19 protein-coding genes are annotated in these 14,136 nt (G+C 72.0%); 11 read left to right on the top strand and 8 right to left on the bottom strand.

Annotated features, from left to right (window positions below):
- Nucleotides 1-275 (top strand): hypothetical protein (locus M8330_RS02415; RefSeq protein ID WP_250826030.1); only part of this gene is annotated, 275 nt, incomplete at its 5' end.
- Between the two features lie 148 nt (nt 276-423).
- Nucleotides 424-945: a GNAT family N-acetyltransferase gene (locus M8330_RS02410; RefSeq protein WP_250826029.1), complete on the top strand. Its 522-nt coding sequence runs from the start codon at nt 424-426 to the stop codon at nt 943-945.
- A gap of 818 nt (nt 946-1,763) precedes the next feature.
- Here M8330_RS02410 and M8330_RS02405 read toward each other — a convergent pair.
- Nucleotides 1,764-2,654, bottom strand: coding sequence for an alpha/beta fold hydrolase (locus M8330_RS02405; protein WP_250826046.1), 891 nt, complete (start codon nt 2,652-2,654; stop codon nt 1,764-1,766).
- 301 nt (nt 2,655-2,955) lie between these two features.
- Between M8330_RS02405 and M8330_RS02400 the strand changes: the two genes are divergently transcribed.
- Nucleotides 2,956-3,516 carry a hypothetical protein gene (locus M8330_RS02400; RefSeq protein WP_250826028.1) on the top strand — a complete coding sequence of 187 codons (561 nt, stop codon included), beginning with the start codon at nt 2,956-2,958 and terminating at the stop codon, nt 3,514-3,516.
- 93 nt (nt 3,517-3,609) lie between these two features.
- Nucleotides 3,610-3,771, top strand: coding sequence for a hypothetical protein (locus M8330_RS02395; protein WP_250826027.1), 162 nt, complete (start codon nt 3,610-3,612; stop codon nt 3,769-3,771).
- Here the strand turns inward: M8330_RS02395 and M8330_RS02390 are convergent.
- Nucleotides 3,762-3,974, bottom strand: a complete 213-nt coding sequence (locus M8330_RS02390; protein ID WP_250054664.1) for a hypothetical protein — start codon at nt 3,972-3,974, stop codon at nt 3,762-3,764. The two genes, M8330_RS02395 and M8330_RS02390, sit on opposite strands and share 10 nt — an antisense overlap.
- 169 nt (nt 3,975-4,143) lie before the next feature.
- On the opposite strand from M8330_RS02390, the gene M8330_RS02385 reads away from it, so the two are divergent.
- Entirely contained in the window at nt 4,144-4,335 is a 192-nt protein-coding gene (locus tag M8330_RS02385; RefSeq protein ID WP_250826026.1) for a hypothetical protein, read from the top strand.
- Between the two features lie 69 nt (nt 4,336-4,404).
- Here the strand turns inward: M8330_RS02385 and M8330_RS02380 are convergent, their stop codons facing one another.
- A complete protein-coding gene (locus tag M8330_RS02380) occupies nt 4,405-5,247 on the bottom strand; it encodes a GIY-YIG nuclease family protein (protein WP_250054660.1) in 843 nt (280 codons plus the stop codon).
- A 122-nt stretch (nt 5,248-5,369) separates the two neighbouring features.
- On the opposite strand from M8330_RS02380, the gene M8330_RS02375 reads away from it, so the two are divergent.
- Together M8330_RS02375 and M8330_RS02370 are read left to right on the top strand one after the other, a co-directional pair.
- Complete coding sequence (locus M8330_RS02375; RefSeq protein ID WP_250826025.1) at nt 5,370-6,353, top strand: uracil-DNA glycosylase; 984 nt, start codon at nt 5,370-5,372, stop codon at nt 6,351-6,353.
- Between the two features lie 105 nt (nt 6,354-6,458).
- On the top strand, nt 6,459-6,749 hold the full coding sequence (locus M8330_RS02370; RefSeq protein ID WP_250826024.1) for a hypothetical protein: 291 nt from the start codon (nt 6,459-6,461) through the stop codon (nt 6,747-6,749).
- Here M8330_RS02370 and M8330_RS02365 read toward each other — a convergent pair.
- Nucleotides 6,731-7,333, bottom strand: a complete 603-nt coding sequence (locus M8330_RS02365; protein ID WP_250826023.1) for a hypothetical protein — start codon at nt 7,331-7,333, stop codon at nt 6,731-6,733. The genes M8330_RS02370 and M8330_RS02365 overlap by 19 nt on opposite strands.
- A gap of 5 nt (nt 7,334-7,338) precedes the next feature.
- A complete protein-coding gene (locus M8330_RS02360) occupies nt 7,339-7,653 on the bottom strand; it encodes a hypothetical protein (RefSeq protein ID WP_250826045.1) in 315 nt (104 codons plus the stop codon).
- A 298-nt stretch (nt 7,654-7,951) separates the two neighbouring features.
- Here M8330_RS02360 and M8330_RS02355 point away from each other — a divergent pair, with 298 nt between their 5' ends.
- Complete coding sequence (locus tag M8330_RS02355) at nt 7,952-8,332, top strand: hypothetical protein (RefSeq protein WP_250826022.1); 381 nt, start codon at nt 7,952-7,954, stop codon at nt 8,330-8,332.
- A gap of 699 nt (nt 8,333-9,031) precedes the next feature.
- Entirely contained in the window at nt 9,032-9,685 is a 654-nt protein-coding gene (locus M8330_RS02350; RefSeq protein ID WP_250826021.1) for a class I SAM-dependent DNA methyltransferase, read from the top strand.
- 76 nt (nt 9,686-9,761) lie between these two features.
- On the opposite strand, the gene M8330_RS02345 is transcribed toward M8330_RS02350, so the two are convergent.
- Complete coding sequence (locus M8330_RS02345; RefSeq protein ID WP_250826020.1) at nt 9,762-10,550, bottom strand: class I SAM-dependent methyltransferase; 789 nt, start codon at nt 10,548-10,550, stop codon at nt 9,762-9,764.
- A gap of 96 nt (nt 10,551-10,646) precedes the next feature.
- Here M8330_RS02345 and M8330_RS02340 point away from each other — a divergent pair, with 96 nt between their 5' ends.
- A complete protein-coding gene (locus tag M8330_RS02340; RefSeq protein ID WP_250826019.1) occupies nt 10,647-11,399 on the top strand; it encodes a phosphatase PAP2 family protein in 753 nt (250 codons plus the stop codon).
- Nucleotides 11,396-12,214, top strand: a complete 819-nt coding sequence (locus tag M8330_RS02335; protein WP_250826018.1) for a phosphatase PAP2 family protein — start codon at nt 11,396-11,398, stop codon at nt 12,212-12,214. Before M8330_RS02340 ends, M8330_RS02335 begins: the two co-directional genes overlap by 4 nt.
- On the opposite strand, the gene M8330_RS02330 is transcribed toward M8330_RS02335, so the two are convergent.
- Nucleotides 12,178-12,963 carry a DUF1206 domain-containing protein gene (locus M8330_RS02330; protein ID WP_250826017.1) on the bottom strand — a complete coding sequence of 262 codons (786 nt, stop codon included), beginning with the start codon at nt 12,961-12,963 and terminating at the stop codon, nt 12,178-12,180. The genes M8330_RS02335 and M8330_RS02330 overlap by 37 nt on opposite strands.
- 108 nt (nt 12,964-13,071) lie before the next feature.
- Nucleotides 13,072-13,983: a homocysteine S-methyltransferase family protein gene (locus tag M8330_RS02325; protein WP_250826016.1), complete on the bottom strand. Its 912-nt coding sequence runs from the start codon at nt 13,981-13,983 to the stop codon at nt 13,072-13,074.
- Between the last annotated feature and the right edge of the window lie 153 nt (nt 13,984-14,136).

Here is a 14,136-nt window from a genome sequence, read left to right as displayed (position 1 = left end):
CCTGGGAAGGGCCGAGCGAGGGGTCGTTGATCCGCTTCATGTCTGAGGACGGTGTCGATGTCCCCTTGTGGAGCGAGGACGGCCTGATCTTCGTCGACGGCGACGAACTGGTTCGCGAGTGGAGCGTTAGTCAAGAACTCGCGAGCGACATCGTGGAGTGGGGTCGGGCGTCCCAAGGTCCGGCGACTGCGAGGATCGACGCAGAAGCGGCCCGTTTGATCCGCAGCCTCCGACGTGAACTCGACTACCGCTTCCGCATCGTCTACCAGCCCTGATCCGGGCATCCGCGCACAGGCAGATCCGCCACCGTCCGGCAGATGTTCGAACGCCGTCACTGGACCTTCGCCTATCGGGACCAGTCGAAGTGCACCTTTGGGTGCGTCCCGACGGGGAGATTGCGCCGGACGCATCATGCTTGTGCCCGTGACTGATGTGCCGTGGGCAACTACTTCGAGGCTGGTCCTCCGTAGCCCAAGGCCCGAGGATGTCGACCGGCTTTTCGCGATTCACAGCAACGTGCTCACATACGAGCACAACCCAGACGGACGAATGGTCGACCCCGAAGATGCACAGCGCCTTCTTGAGGCGTGGCGGTCCCACTGGGTGGCGCATGGGTTTGGGTACGCCGCCGTCGAACTCGCTGGCTCAAGGGAGATCATCGGATTCGCAGGTGCCAAGCACCAGACGATCGGGGGACAGCCGGTTCTCAATCTCTACTACCGCTTCGATCCCTCATCATGGGGCCACGGCTATGCCAGTGAAGCGGTTCGTGCAGTCATCGCCAACGTGCAGTCCACAGTCCCGCGGTGCGCAGTGGTGGCGCGCGTCGCCCAGAACAACCCAGGCTCCATCGCAGTCGCTCGAAGCGTCGGTTTGTCGCGGCAACTCGTGACTGACCCAGGTGATCCGAGTCCGCACCACCTTTTCGCGTCCCGACACCTCTAGCTGATGCACACGAGGGATGGTCTCGCGGAGGGACCCCGTGCGGCATGGTCAAGTGGGGCTCGCAAGCGGATCGGGTTGCGGGACTCGAAGGTGTCCTCTATCCGTGCAGCGGACCCTTTCTCGTTCTACTGCACTCTCACGCCCGCCGACCCGGCCGGTGGATCAAGGCTCAAGCAGGAGCGGCATCCAACCGGGGGGCTGCAAGGTGGCCCTGGTGGTCTGGCCGTTCTGCGGTGCGCAAGAGAGTTGGCGACCTTCCTGCGCCTACTGCTCCATATCTCGCGACGACCGCCATCCATAGATGCCGGTCGCACCTGCAGATGCCGCCAAGGCGGCGCTCACGTAAAATTTGTGCGACAAAGAAATAGCAAGCAATAGCGCTACCAATGCTGCCAGCGAGGCAATAATGCCGACTATCAACCATAGTCTGCGGTAGCGATTCAACAAGTCTGCTCCACTCCGTAATAAGCACACGCCGGTCCGGCCGCACTGAATGCAGTAAGCGCCAAGCCAACGCCCGTCGGAGCGGTCCACCGAGTCTGCATGGTCGGCCGACACGGAGCGTACTCGGGTGGTCGTTCCCCTGAGCTGCCTTCCCGCCGCCACGTGGATCAGGATCACTGGTACTGCGACCTTCGTTCGTGCCAACGACGTGAAGTACCGAGACGCCCTGATGGACAGGAGGCGTACTCGGGAACCTGGAGTCGGCGAATCCAGGTCAGCGCCAACGGATAGGGCGACACGGCGGGATTCGCCGTGTGCCAGCTTCGTGCAAATCCCCCGGCGAGGCGCGTGGGGCATCGCCAGCCCGTCTGCGGTCAGGCGATGCGCAGGAGCTCGTCGAGGATCTCGCCCATCCGTCCCGAGACGATCGAGAAGTGTCCTTCGTCCGGCAGGAGATGTGGTGTGACGCCGGGGACGTGATCGGCGAGCCATCTCCCGTGGGAGTAGGGGACGAGTCGGTCGTCCTGGCCGTGCCAGAGCGTCGTCGGCGTGCGGATCTCACTGAACCTCCACCCCCAGTCGCGAACCAGAGCCAGGGCGTCGTCGCACCAACCGTCGACTCCGTCCTGGAGCCCGACGTGGTTGCTGGCGAGGAGGTCCTCGACGAGGGGGCCGGTCACGTGGGAGCGGTCGACCTCGGCCACGCCTTCTGCCATGACCTTGAGCAGGTCATCTGCGGTGCTGTCGAGCATGGCTGGCCGGTCTCGCTCGAGCAGCGGCCTCAGGGCTGCCTCACCCTCGATCGCGGCGCTGAAGCCGGTCACGTTGCCCGCGGCCATGCCGGTCATCCAGTCCAGGCCCCCAGCGGGGTATGGCGCGCCCGAGGCTATGACGGCGGTGGCGGTGGCTTGGGACAGTCGGGCGGCGCAGGCGAGTGCGTGGGGTCCGCCGCCAGACCACCCGATGACGACGCACTGGTGGACACCCAGGTGATGCAGGACGTGGTCCGTGTCTGCGACCACGTCGACGATTGCGCGCGCCGGCAGCCGCGTGGAGGCGCCGTACCCGGGGCGCGAGATCGCGAGGACGCGCAGCCCCCGCTCATGGGCGGGGACCTCGAGGAACCGCAGCCGGGTGGCCGCCACCGGGGTGCCGGGATGCAGGAGGACCACCGGACCGTCCTCTGGCCCGGTGAGGCGGACGTCCGCACGCCGGTCGTCAGGGAGATCACGGTGGCCACCGGGGCAGTGAAGCCCGCGGAGCATGCGCCTGCCAAGGACTGATCCGCACGAGGCTCGGCCCGGGCGGTGCTCATGGAGCATCCAGCAGGCGGCGAAACGAGGGTCGACGGTGTCGATGCGGAATTCCGTCCTTCGCTATGCGGCATCGCCACGAGTTTCTCGTGCTCTCGACAGTGACGAAGTCCCCTGAAGAAATGTCGAGGCGTGATGCGTGGTGTGGGAGGGGGGCCGCTGCCCCGCCTAATGTCGGCACATGAATTTTCTCGGGCGTTCGTCGGCTGGCTTGGATTCACGGACGAGGCGGTCGCGCGTCCTGGTAGGCGTGGTGGCGTTCCCGCTCGCGATGACGTCGTGCAGCACGAACAACTCTGATTCGGCAGCATCTGAGCAGCCCACGGCGAGCGAGGCCCAGCAAGGGTCGTCCGACCCCGCTGCTGTCGACAGGAGCGCTCTCACCGATCAGGCTCGGCGGTTCGTCGCCTTCGCGAGATCAGGCGACTCGGAGGTCACGTGGGCCGACGAGGTCACCTACCGGTTGTCGGGTGACGAGGTTGCCGTGCTCTCATCCACCGAGGCCGATGACCCCGAGTCCTGGGAGGGCTGTGTCGAGGGCCAGAAGACCTTCCAGGAGCGTCGGTGTCCGGTGTCGCCCCTCTCTGTGGTGGAAGCCTCTTTCGCCAGTGGAGGCCCTGTCGTGAGCACGCGAGTGCCGGCCACGGTGGGCTGTACTCGCGTGAGCGCCCGCAGCTCGTGGTCCGTGACGGATGTTGCCGCTGTTCGAGCGCCGGAAAGCATGTCGAACTGTGTTGACGACTTCCTGGTCGTTCTCGAGTTCTCCGCCACCGGAGCCGTGGACGGAATCGACCTGGAAATGACCAGTCCGTGACGTTCTGGCGACCCTCGTGAATGCGGGATTCTGACTGGGCTCGACCGATCCCCTCACGCGCTCTCCGGCCGCCTCGTCGGCGTCCTGGCGTCGATGAGCCTCCGCGAGACGCTGACCCGGCGCGACCTGCTGGCTGACGCCGCCTGGGAGAGAGCCGACCACGAGGCCGGTGACGCCCAGCGCTGGGTCGTCGTGGTGGGCATGATCATCGCGTGCTGCCTGGGCTCGGGGGGGCAACGAATGGTTCACACGTGATCGAGCCTGAGCTTGTGTGCCGGCAGGAAGACTGAACAGAGGTGCGAACTCAGCAACGGACTGGTCGTCGCGTCCAGCATCGGGGGAGGCCCCACCTGCCGGTTGTCGAGCGCCCTGGTCAGCCGCCTCACCTCGGCGAGCTCCGGCGCGTTCACGGGCAGGTCGTTGCCGCCCCTGAGGTCATTCGTCGCGAACTTCGGCACGGTGGTAGGCGCTCTGGATCATGCACAGTGCAGGCGCTTGACCGGATACTTCGTGCGCCCCTACGTTCATGGTCAGAGATGCTTCACCGGGAGCAGGTCAAGGGGTGCATCCGTGTTCGGCAGAGGAACCAGAGCGACGGTGTCCGGCACTGCTGAGGCGACGGCGTCCGTGGACCTCGTGCGCGGCGAGGACGGTCGCGTGGACGTTCGGCGCACCGCGGACGCCATGGCGCAGGCTCAGATCGCGGCTGGCGTGTGGCCGTGGTGGGCGCGTTGGCGCCTGAGTCGGTCGAACCTGATGATGACCGCCATCCTGGTCAGCCTCGAGGACTCGCACGAGCCTCCGGCGGAACGCAGCTGATCCCGATGGACCACGGCATGGATTCACCCGACGTCGCCGGCGTCCCGCGGAGGCACGACCGGGTGGTCTTCAGTTCACGTTGAGGCCGAAGATGCGGGAGAGCAGCTTGTTCTTCCAGAACGACTCGATCTGCTCGATCGTCGTGTCCGGGGTGTTCTCGTCTACCACCTCCAGGACTGAGACCTGGTACCTGCGCCGCCCGGGCGCTGCCGCCTTCTTCATCCCTTCGTTGCCGCCGTGGCCGTCGGTCGCGTACTGCAGCCAGCGTCCGAACAGGCTGTCGGCGCCCTTCGCGGACCCGACGTACTGGTGGCCGGAATCTCGGTCGACCAGCAGGTAGACGCCCTTCACGCTGCGCAGCACCTGCTGCCAGCCGTTGGGGAGCGTGGGGATGTCCTCGATCGGCCGGACGAACTCGCGGAAGCCGGGGAAGCGGGGCTCGTACTGCTCGGCGATCTCCACGACCGTCTTCGGCTGCTTCGCTGCGTGCTGCACCCAGCTGCGGGTGCCGGGGCCCCAGTCGATGACGACGCGGTCCCGGTAGTCGGCCAGCTCGTCGAGCAGGGTGAGTTCGTAGTCGTGGAAGCCTGAGACGTCGTGCCCGGTGACGAGGTCGGTGCTGTCGTCGGGACGGGTGCTGACGCCGTCCACCCGGTAGAGCCCGACGAAGACCGTCTTGCGGGCCTCCGTGACGACGAACCCGGCCAGGACCCCACCGAGTGGGAATCGGTCCTTGCTCTGCACCGCCTGGTACCGCTCGAAGGCCCCACGGTCCTGCCGCCACGCCTCGTACAGGCGACCTGGCCGCAGCCGCCCGTCCTGGTGTCGCACCAGGCGCACCTGGGCGGCGTCCACGCCGGCGAGGGCCAGGAGGTGGTTGAAGGTCAGGACGGAGGAGGCAGGAGACGACATCGCCCGCGACCATATCGAGCACTCGCCCGGAGCACAGGGACATGCCGACGTCACGGCAGCCGGTCGCAACCGCGCGTCGCAGGCTGCAACGATCGTGACGTCAGGAATGCCATGATCTCGTCATGGCTTCACCGGAAGAGCTGGAATGGGCGCTCGGCTACAACGCCTACGAGCGGTTGGCCGAACCGCGGGAGCTGCAGCGGTTGCTCGCTCCGGCGATGGCGGAGTTCGACAGCGACGGCCGGGTCCCCGGCTGGTGCGGGGTCGACCTTCTCCGGGCATGGGCGTTCTGGCGTGTCCGGGAAGCGCACCACGCCGGTGACGGGCAGCTCGGTCGCGACTGGGAGCCCGTGCTTCAGGCGCTGCGACAGCATGCCTCCGTCCGTGAGGAGGAACGGCCGCCTCCGGTCGGCGGCTGGCTGCCCCGGGACTGGGCCGACCGACTCCAGTCCCAGCTGCCTGCGCTGCTGTGGCCGCAGCTCGTGTCCTTCCTCTACGCCGAGCGTCGGGCGCACGACGTGGTCCCGGCCGAGTCGGCGGTCTTCCGTGCCCTCGAGCTGACCTCGTTCGCCGACATCCGTGTCGTCATCGTCGGTCAGGACCCGTACCCGACGCCCGGAGACGCCGACGGACTGGCTTTCTCCACCACGTCCGACACGAGACCGCCGGCCCTGCGGAACATCTTCAAGGAGCTGGCCGCGGACACAGGGCTGCCCGCCCCGACGGGAAGCAGCCTCGAGGGCTGGGCTCGACAGGGCGTCCTCCTGCTCAACACGGCACTGACGCTGCGCACCGGCAGCGACGCCGACCGAGCCGTCCACCGCGACTGGAAGGGGGACAACGGTGGGTGGCAGGCCTTCACCGACTCCGTGATCCGCGCGGTGGCGGCCAAGCCCGAGCACGTGGTCTTCGTCCTCTGGGGGTCCCACGCCCACGGCAAGGCGGAGCTGGTCGAGGGAACCGGGCACACGGTGCTCCGGTCTGCCCACCCGACGTCATACCCATCGGCGACCGTGCCCTTCGCCGGGAGCAGGCCCTTCACGCGGACGAACGAGGCGTTGTCCGCGCACGGCCGTGGAGAGATCGACTGGGCGGGCTCGCTCTGAGGCGTTACGCCCCGGGTGAGGCCGCGGTCGGTCGGTTCTGCTGGGCTTGACGCCCGGCGGCGTCCAGCGGCCGCCACGACACGACCCGCAGCACGAAGGAGCGCCGTGCGCCTCGAGACCGACGACCTGTCGCCCACCCAGGAGCGCAACCGATCCTGGTTGGCCACTCATCCGCTGGCGCTGGCGGCGATCCTCGGGGTGGTGGGCGCCGTGCTGGTCCCGATCGCCTACGGCGGGTGGGTGTCCGGCTTCGTGGGTCTGCTGGGCGGGGCCGCCATCGGCTGGGGAGTCTCCGTGGAGTACCGGCGGGAGCAGCCGCGCGGTGCGGCGAAGGTGGGATACGTCGTGGTGTGCGCCGCGACCATCGCGCTCCTCGTCTACCTGAAGTCCACGTGAGCCGGTAGCGCTCGCCGCACCACCCGCCGCCGCAGGGTGGGGGAGGCGGTCACTTCGTACCCGGCGTGCAGGAACACCTGCAGCAGACCGACGGACGCCTCGTCCCAGATGACCTTCTTGCCCGGCGGCGGCTCCATCGGGTAGCCCTCGAGGAGCCGGGCGCCCACCTGGGCGCCGTGCTCGACGGTCGCCTCCGCGAGGTCGTACATCACCCGCAGCCCGCGCATCTCCTTGCGCACCACGAAGCAGGTGACCGACCAGACGCCCTCGAGCTCGGGGTCCATCCGCATCCACGGCTGGCGGCGGCTCCAGATGCGTGGGTACTGCTCGCGCGGCTCGACGGCGACCCACCCCGCGGGCTCGCCGTCGAGGTAGCCGATCAGGCCGGACGTGGGGCCGTCGGTGCCGCACGCCGTCTGCTCGACCTGCGCAGCCTCCCGCTCGTCCTGCGTGGTGTCGCGCCAGATCCAGCCGGGCGCCTTCAGGCCCTGGCAGCGACAGCGCTGGGCGGTGCTGGAGGCGAAGACCGCGTCGACGTCCCCGCGCGTGGCGCGGTTGGCGGGCAGCCAGGTGAAGGCGGGCACCGGCCTCACCTCCCGCCCGCGGCCCGCAGGCGCAGCCGCAGGACGACGAGCTCGGCGGGCTTGAGCGGCGCGAACCCGACGAGCACGGTCACCACGCCCGCCTCGACCTCGGCCGCCGTCATCGTGGACCGGTCGCAGCGCACGACGTACGCCTCACGAGCGGTGCTGCCCTGGAACGCCCCCTGGCGGAACAGCCCCTCCAGGAAGGACGTGCAGGCGAGAGTGATGGCCTCCCAGGTCGCCGGCGTGCTGGGCTCGAACGCCACCCAGCCCAGGCCTGCCGCGAGGCTGCGCTCCAGGTGCAGGGCCGTCCGTCGCACCGGCAGGTAGCGCCACTCGGGGTCGCTGCTCAGCGTCCGCGCGCCCCACACGACGACGGCGCCGGTGCCTGGCGGTTCCCGCAGGGTGTTGACCCCCAGCGGGGCGAGCCGCTCGCTGTCGTCCGCGCTCACGGGCGTGGCCAGGGAGACCCCGTGCACGCCGGCATCGAGCCCCGCCGCCGGCGTCCAGACGCCCCGGGGCGGCGTCGGTCCGGGCCATCACGCCTGCGACCACCCCGCTGGAGGCCACGCTGCGGGAGCGCCCGGGCGCGAGCGGGTCGGGCACCAGCAGGCGCGGGTGGAAGAGCGCGGCGTCCCGCGTGCGCTCCAGCACCGGCCCCACGAGCGCCGCCACCTCCTCAGCACCAGCGCCGGCACCGGCCTCGGACGCGGCGGCGTCGGCGAGCAGCACCGCCCGCTGCTCGGCGCAGAGGCTCACGGCCGCCTCCACGACGGCACGCTGCTCGGCCGGCGGGAGGCCGGCGGTGGCGGGCAGGCAGAGCAGGTCGATGGGTGGCTCCAGCCCGGCGAGCGTGGGCAGCGCCGCGAGCAGCCGGCTGGCGAGGCCGTCGACCGGGTCGGGGGCGTCGGCTCCCGCCACGCTCATCGCCTGCCACGGACTCACCGCCGCGCCGTCGTCCGGCTCGCCGCTCGCCGTGGCGGCGCCCCGCCGCGGTGACCGGATGCCCTCGGCCCCCACGGCCAGCCGGACCAACTGTGAGGCCACGTTGACGACGGCCACCGCCTCGGCCGGGTCGGCGAGGTCGCGGAACTCCTCGGCCGCGACCACCCGCCCGTCGTCCTCCTCCCGGACGAACAGGCTGAACAGGCCCCGCCGGCTGCCCGCGACCACCGCCACGCGCAGCCCCGACCCCCAGGCGCCCGGGCTCGCGGCGGTGACGTGCAGCGCGGTACCACGGCGGGCGCGGGCCGCCGGCAGGTCCACGGACGCGGCGGTGTCGGCCGGGTCGGCCACGCGCACCGCCCACGCCACCTGCCCGCCCTGCGCGAAGAACTGCCACAACCCGTAGGACGCCTCGCTGCGTGGGTGCAGCCCACCCAGGAGCCTCGCGGCCTCGGCCACGGAGGTCACCCGCACCGGCGTGCCGACCGGCCCCCGGGGGAACCAGTCGACGAAGGCGGCGGTCGACGTGCTCGCGGCCGTGACCGTGCGCGCGGTCGGCGGCAGCTCCTCGACGTGGACCCCGGGGGTGCTGTGGCTCGAGGGCATCGCGGTTCCCTTCGCCGGCGGCCGTCGAGCCAGGACTACCCCGTGGGCGCAGGGAAGTAAAGGCTCTCCGGCGGGCGACGTGTCTCCTGCGGGCCGGTCGGGTGATGGTGCGGGCGCCGCGCGGAGCGCGGGCGCTAGGGTCCCGGCGTGCCCGAGCCCGACCAGCGCCCCGAGGCGGTCGCGCTCGCCTACGACACGGTCGCGGCCACCTACGCCGCCCTCCTGCCCGACACGCGCGCCGAGACCCCGCTCGAGCTGGCGGTGCTGGACGCGTTCGTGGCGGCCGTCGGGCCCGGTGCACGCGTGCTCGACGCCGGCTGCGGCACCGGACGGATCACGCGCTACCTGGCCGACCGCGGCCTCGCCGTCCGGGGCGCCGACCTCTCGCCCGGGATGATCGCGATGGCCCGCGAGCACCAGCCGGACCTCTCCTTCGAGGTCGCCCCGCTCACCCGGCTACCGCACGAGGACGCCTCGCTGGACGGCGTCGTGCTCTGGTACTCCACCATCCACACCCCGCGCGACGGCCAGGAGCGGATCTGGGCCGAGGCCCGTCGCGTGCTGCGCCCCGGCGGCCACCTCGTCGTGGCGTTCCAGGCCGGCACCGGCACCCGCGACACCGCCCCCTCGCACCGGCGGCACGGCCACGAGGTGACCCTGCTGCGCTACCGCTTCACCGCCGACGAGGTGGCCTCCTGGTGCGCGGGCGCGGGTCTCGTCGAGACCGCCCGGATGGTGCGGGCCCCCGTCGGCTCCGAGGTCGACGACCAGGCCGTGCTGCTGGCCCGCGTCGGTGCGTGAGCCTGCCATCGGGACCGGGCGTTGCCGGCAGCGGGCGGTGCCGGGAGGGTGCAGCCAGCGGGACGGCCCGGCGTGGTCAGCGGCGCGCGAGCAGCACGCCGAACACGTTCTCGTCGCGGACGACGCCGTCGACCGCGTGCTCGGCGAGCAGCGTCCGCAGGGCGGCGTCGAACGCCGGCAGCCGCTCCCCGAAGAGCCGCGGCGCCGCGAACGAGGTGGAGCGCAGGTAGCCGGCAACCGAGTCGATGCTGCGCTCGTGCACCACGGGCACGGTGACCTGCTCGACCCGGCCGAACGGGGAGGCGGCGAGCACGTCCTCGTGGCGGCGGCCGTCGGCCGGGCCCACCCCCGAGCCGGCACGTCGACGCTCCCCGAGGAAGGACTGGATCAGGGCCCGCACCTCCTGCTTCCACGGCTGCGTGGAGGTCCAGACGCTGGCGTCGCCCATCACCGCCACGGTCGCGGTGGACGAGGCGTGCTCGGCGAGTCGCGCGAGCACCGCGTCCGGGTCCATCCAGTGGAAGGCGCGGCAGACCGTGACCAGCTCGGCCGCCCAGCCGTCGTCCGGGCGGAAGTCCTCGGCAGCCGCCACAGCCCACCGCACCCGCGGGTCCGCGACCTCACGTCGGGCGACCGCGACCATCTCCGGCTCGGGATCGACGCCGATCGCCTCGTCGAGGTGGGGCAGGAGCGCGTCGACGACCAGCCCCGTGCCCGTGCCGAGGTCGAGGAGCCGACGCGCACCCGGCGTGCCCAGGAGCGGTGCGAGCAGGGAGACCACCTCGGGCGGCAGCCCGGAGCGGTGGCGGTGGTAGTCGTCGGCGGCACCGGTGAACAGGTCGCGACGGGACGCGGGAGGGGCCACGCGGTCAGGGTAGTGCTGACCGCGTGGCGAGGCCGGCGCGGCCCTGACCTGCGAGGGTGAGGCTGAACCGCCGCCGGGTGGATACATCTGCCAGGTATGTCCCCTCTGCTGCGACACCGGCTCACACGCCTGGCGTGGGCGGCGCTCTACGCGCTGGTGGTGGTCGTGCCGTTCTCGGTGCTGGCCTACCTCGTGCACGCCTCCTTCACCCCGCTGGTCGAGGCCGACCGCAGCGTCGTGCTCGCGGCCACCTCGGTGACGCTGGCGCACCCGTGGCTGAAGGACTTCCTGCTCGTCTGGTCGACGCTGAGCCAGCCGCTTCTGGCCTACGCGGTGGTGGGCCTGCCGCTCTGCCTCTGGGTCGGCCGCCGCCCCGCCCGTCGGACGCGGGCCTGGTGGGCCGCCGCCACGATGGCGGGCGGCTGGCTGGTCGGCGTGACCACCAAGGAGATCGTCCGGCGGGCCCGTCCCGTGCTGGACGACCCGGTGAGCCAGTTCGGCTCCTACAGCTTCCCCTCCGGCCACGCGCTCAACTCCGCCGTCATCGCCACCACCTGCGTGCTGCTGCTCTGGCCGCTGCTGGCACGCCGCGGTCGGGTGGTCTCGCTGCTCGTCGCCGTCGGCTGGGTGCTGATGGCCTGCCTCGACCGTGTCTTCCTGGGGGCGCACTTCCCCTCCGACGTCGCCGCCGGGGTCGTCCTCGGCACGGGCCTGGTGCTCGCCTCGCACGCCGGCTTCCGCGGGTGGACGCCGTCGATGGCTGCCAAGGACGAGGGCCAGCACGAGGACCCACGTGAGGACCAGGGCGCGGACCAGCCCGGCTCCGCCCGGACAGGAGCACGCCGATGAGCACCGCGAGCACGCGCACCCACGTCGCCCAGCGTGCGGAGACCGGCGGCGGGGGAGACCTGCATCGCTGGGAGCGCGACACCACGCCGCCGTCCGCGGGGGAGGCGCTGCGGGACCTGGGCCTGCGCGTCGCCCTGCCGCTGGTGGTCTGGTTCGGGCTGCTGCTCGGCACGGGCTGGCTGATCGTGGACGGCCCGTTCGCCGGCCTGGGCAGCGCCGAGGAGGGCGTGAACCGCTGGTTCGTGCAGCACCGCACCGGGGCCGGCAACACCATCAGCCAGCTGTTCTCCTACGCGGGCAACACCATCACCATCGTGGGCGTCTGCCTCGTGGCGGTCGCGCTGCTGTGGTGGCGCGCCCGCACGGGCGGGTTCGGGCACTGGTGGTCCGCGGTGGTGCCCCTGGTGGCGATCTCCGGCCAGGCGCTGGTCTTCTTCTTCGTGACCCTGGTGCTGGCGCGCGACCGGCCGGACGTGCCGAAGCTGGACGAGTCGCCCCCGACCTCCAGCTTCCCCAGTGGCCACACCGGTGCGGCGACCGGCCTGTACCTGGGACTGTTCGTGGTGCTCCTCGCCCTCGGCCCGGCGCGCGGCTCGCTGCTGGAGGGGCTGCGTCGGGTCGGTCTCGTCGTGCTCCTGCTGCTGCCGCTCCTGGTGGCGCTCGCCCGCGTCTACCGCGGCATGCACCACGTCAGCGACGTGGTGGCCGGCCTGCTCAACGGGGTGGTGGCGGTCTGGCTGGCGTGGCACTGGCTGCGCCGCTCGCGCGGCGGCGGGGCTCACACCCGGGCGAACCACGCCCGGAAGAACGAGTAGCCCCCGAAGCACGCCAGGCCCAGCGCCACCAGGCCGAGCACGACCTGGCCCGCCGGCAGCTGCTGGAGCGAGCGCAGCGCGCCGTCCAGCCCCGTGGCCCGGCCGGGCTCGTGCTCGGCCGCGGCAACGATGAACAGCACGCCGACTGCCACGAGCGCGAGGCCCTTGCCGACGTACCCGGCGGCCCCGGCGACGACCGCCGCGACGCCGGGGTGCTCGCGCAGGTCGCGCAGGAAGGCGCGGCGGGCTCCCTTGACCACGTGGTAGCCGCCGATGGCGAGGACGACGGCACCGACGGCGCCCACGAGCCACTGACCGGCCGGCCAGCCGATGACCATCCTCGTGAAGTCCGACGTCGTCCGGTTCGAGGAGCTCCGGCCCCCGGCGGCGAAGACGGCGGCGGTCCAGCCGATCGCGGTGTAGCCGACCAGCTTGGCCGCGGCCTTGGCCTTGTCGCCGGCACGCCGCCGGACGATCGCCTCGGTCAGCTGCCACACGGCGAGCAGCGCGAACCCGGCCACCAGCACCCACAGCGCCAGCTGGCCGCCGGGCTGGCGCGCCAGCTCGGCCAGCGCACCCGACTGGCTGGCCTGGTCGCCGGAGGTGCCCTCGGCGATCTCCCACGTCAGCCACGCCAGCAGCAGGTGCAGCACGCCGTTGGCGGCGTAGCCCAGACGCGCGCCCCACTCCACCACCGGGGAGTCCCCGGCCTCGCGGGCGTGCTCGCGCACGGTGTCCGCCGTGCTCATGCCGCTCGCCTCGTCCGACGCACCCACCGACCGCACCTCATGGGCACAGCGTCCTGCGTCGCCGCGGGCGGCGGAACACCCGGCCCGCCCCGGTGCGGACCGGTCGCCTCACACCGCCCAGGAGGCGACGTCCCACAGGGCCGCGACGTGCCGGGCGTCCGTGCCGCAGCAGCCGCCGAGCACGCGGACGCCGCCGGTCCGCTCGCGCACCTGCGCGGTCGTGGCCGCGAGGAGATCGAGGTCACCGGCGTCCAGCTCCTCGCTCTCGTCCAGCTCGGCGTGGGAGAGGGTGGAGGCGTTGGGCCGGAAGAAGGCGATCCGCTGCTGCCACGCCCCACCGTCGAGCCCGGCGAGGAGGTGGCTCGGGTGGGCGCAGTTCACGCCGAACCAGTCCGGCGCGGCCGCCGCCTCGACCGCCGCGAGCGCCTCGCCCAGGGGCTGACCGTCCGGCAGGGTGCCGTCGGTCTCGACCGTGAGCGAGACCGCCACCGGCAGCCCCACCTCGCGGGCGGCGCGGGCGACGCCGATCGCCTCCGCGGCGCCGGTCATCGTCATCGCGTGGACGAGGTCGGCGGCCGCGGCGGCCATCGCGCGCACCTGCGGCAGGTGGTACTCGGCGGCCTCGTCGGCGTCCGTGCCGCCGGAGCGGTACCCGTCGCCGCGCGGCCCGACCGACCCCGAGGCCAGCACGTGCCGGGCCCCCGAGGCCTCGCACGCCTCGCGCACCACCGTCACGGCCTCGCGGGTGGCGGCGTCGAGCGCCGCCGGGCCGTACCCCAGCCGCTCGGCCCAGTCGGGGCTGGCGCGCCAGGTGGCGGACTCCAGCAGCAGCCCGGCGCGGGCGGCCCGGGCGATCGCGGCGTACCCGGTGTAGTAGTCCAGCAGGGTGCGGCGGCCCTCGGGGTCCGCGGCGAGGGGGAACGCCGCGAACTCCGGCAGGTCGACGCCCCGGTTGAAGATGAGGTCGGTCTCCAGTCCGCCGTCCGTGACCCACGTGTGGTCCCCGAGCAGGTCGTCCATCTCGTTTCTCCCCCTGTATGTCGGCCCTGTACCTCGGCCCTGTACCTCGGCCCTGATCGTCGGCACCCGTGCGCCGTCCGTGACCCGTGTCACTCCCGTGGGTAGCAGAGCGACCGGCCCCGCGGCCACGTCCAGACCGCGAGGGCAGCGGCG

This window comes from Nocardioides bruguierae, from assembly GCF_023656415.1.
GTDB lineage: Bacteria > Actinomycetota > Actinomycetes > Propionibacteriales > Nocardioidaceae > Nocardioides > Nocardioides bruguierae.
The sequence above is the reverse complement of the archived record's forward strand: the minus strand, read 5'-3'. Positions and strand labels throughout refer to the sequence as shown.

Bases quoted from the DNA above. Each gene is read 5' to 3' on its own strand.
- M8330_RS02335 (WP_250826018.1), top strand. From the start codon at position 11,396: ATGAGCACCGCGAGCACGCGCACCCACGTCGCCCAGCGTGCGGAGACC.
- M8330_RS02395 (WP_250826027.1), top strand. From the start codon at position 3,610: ATGAGCCTCCGCGAGACGCTGACCCGGCGCGACCTGCTGGCTGACGCC.
- M8330_RS02380 (WP_250054660.1), bottom strand. From the start codon at position 5,247: ATGTCGTCTCCTGCCTCCTCCGTCCTGACCTTCAACCACCTCCTGGCC.
- M8330_RS02375 (WP_250826025.1), top strand. From the start codon at position 5,370: ATGGCTTCACCGGAAGAGCTGGAATGGGCGCTCGGCTACAACGCCTAC.
- M8330_RS02325 (WP_250826016.1), bottom strand. From the start codon at position 13,983: ATGGACGACCTGCTCGGGGACCACACGTGGGTCACGGACGGCGGACTG.
- M8330_RS02330 (WP_250826017.1), bottom strand. From the start codon at position 12,963: ATGAGCACGGCGGACACCGTGCGCGAGCACGCCCGCGAGGCCGGGGAC.
- M8330_RS02405 (WP_250826046.1), bottom strand. From the start codon at position 2,654: ATGCTCCGCGGGCTTCACTGCCCCGGTGGCCACCGTGATCTCCCTGAC.
- M8330_RS02340 (WP_250826019.1), top strand. From the start codon at position 10,647: ATGTCCCCTCTGCTGCGACACCGGCTCACACGCCTGGCGTGGGCGGCG.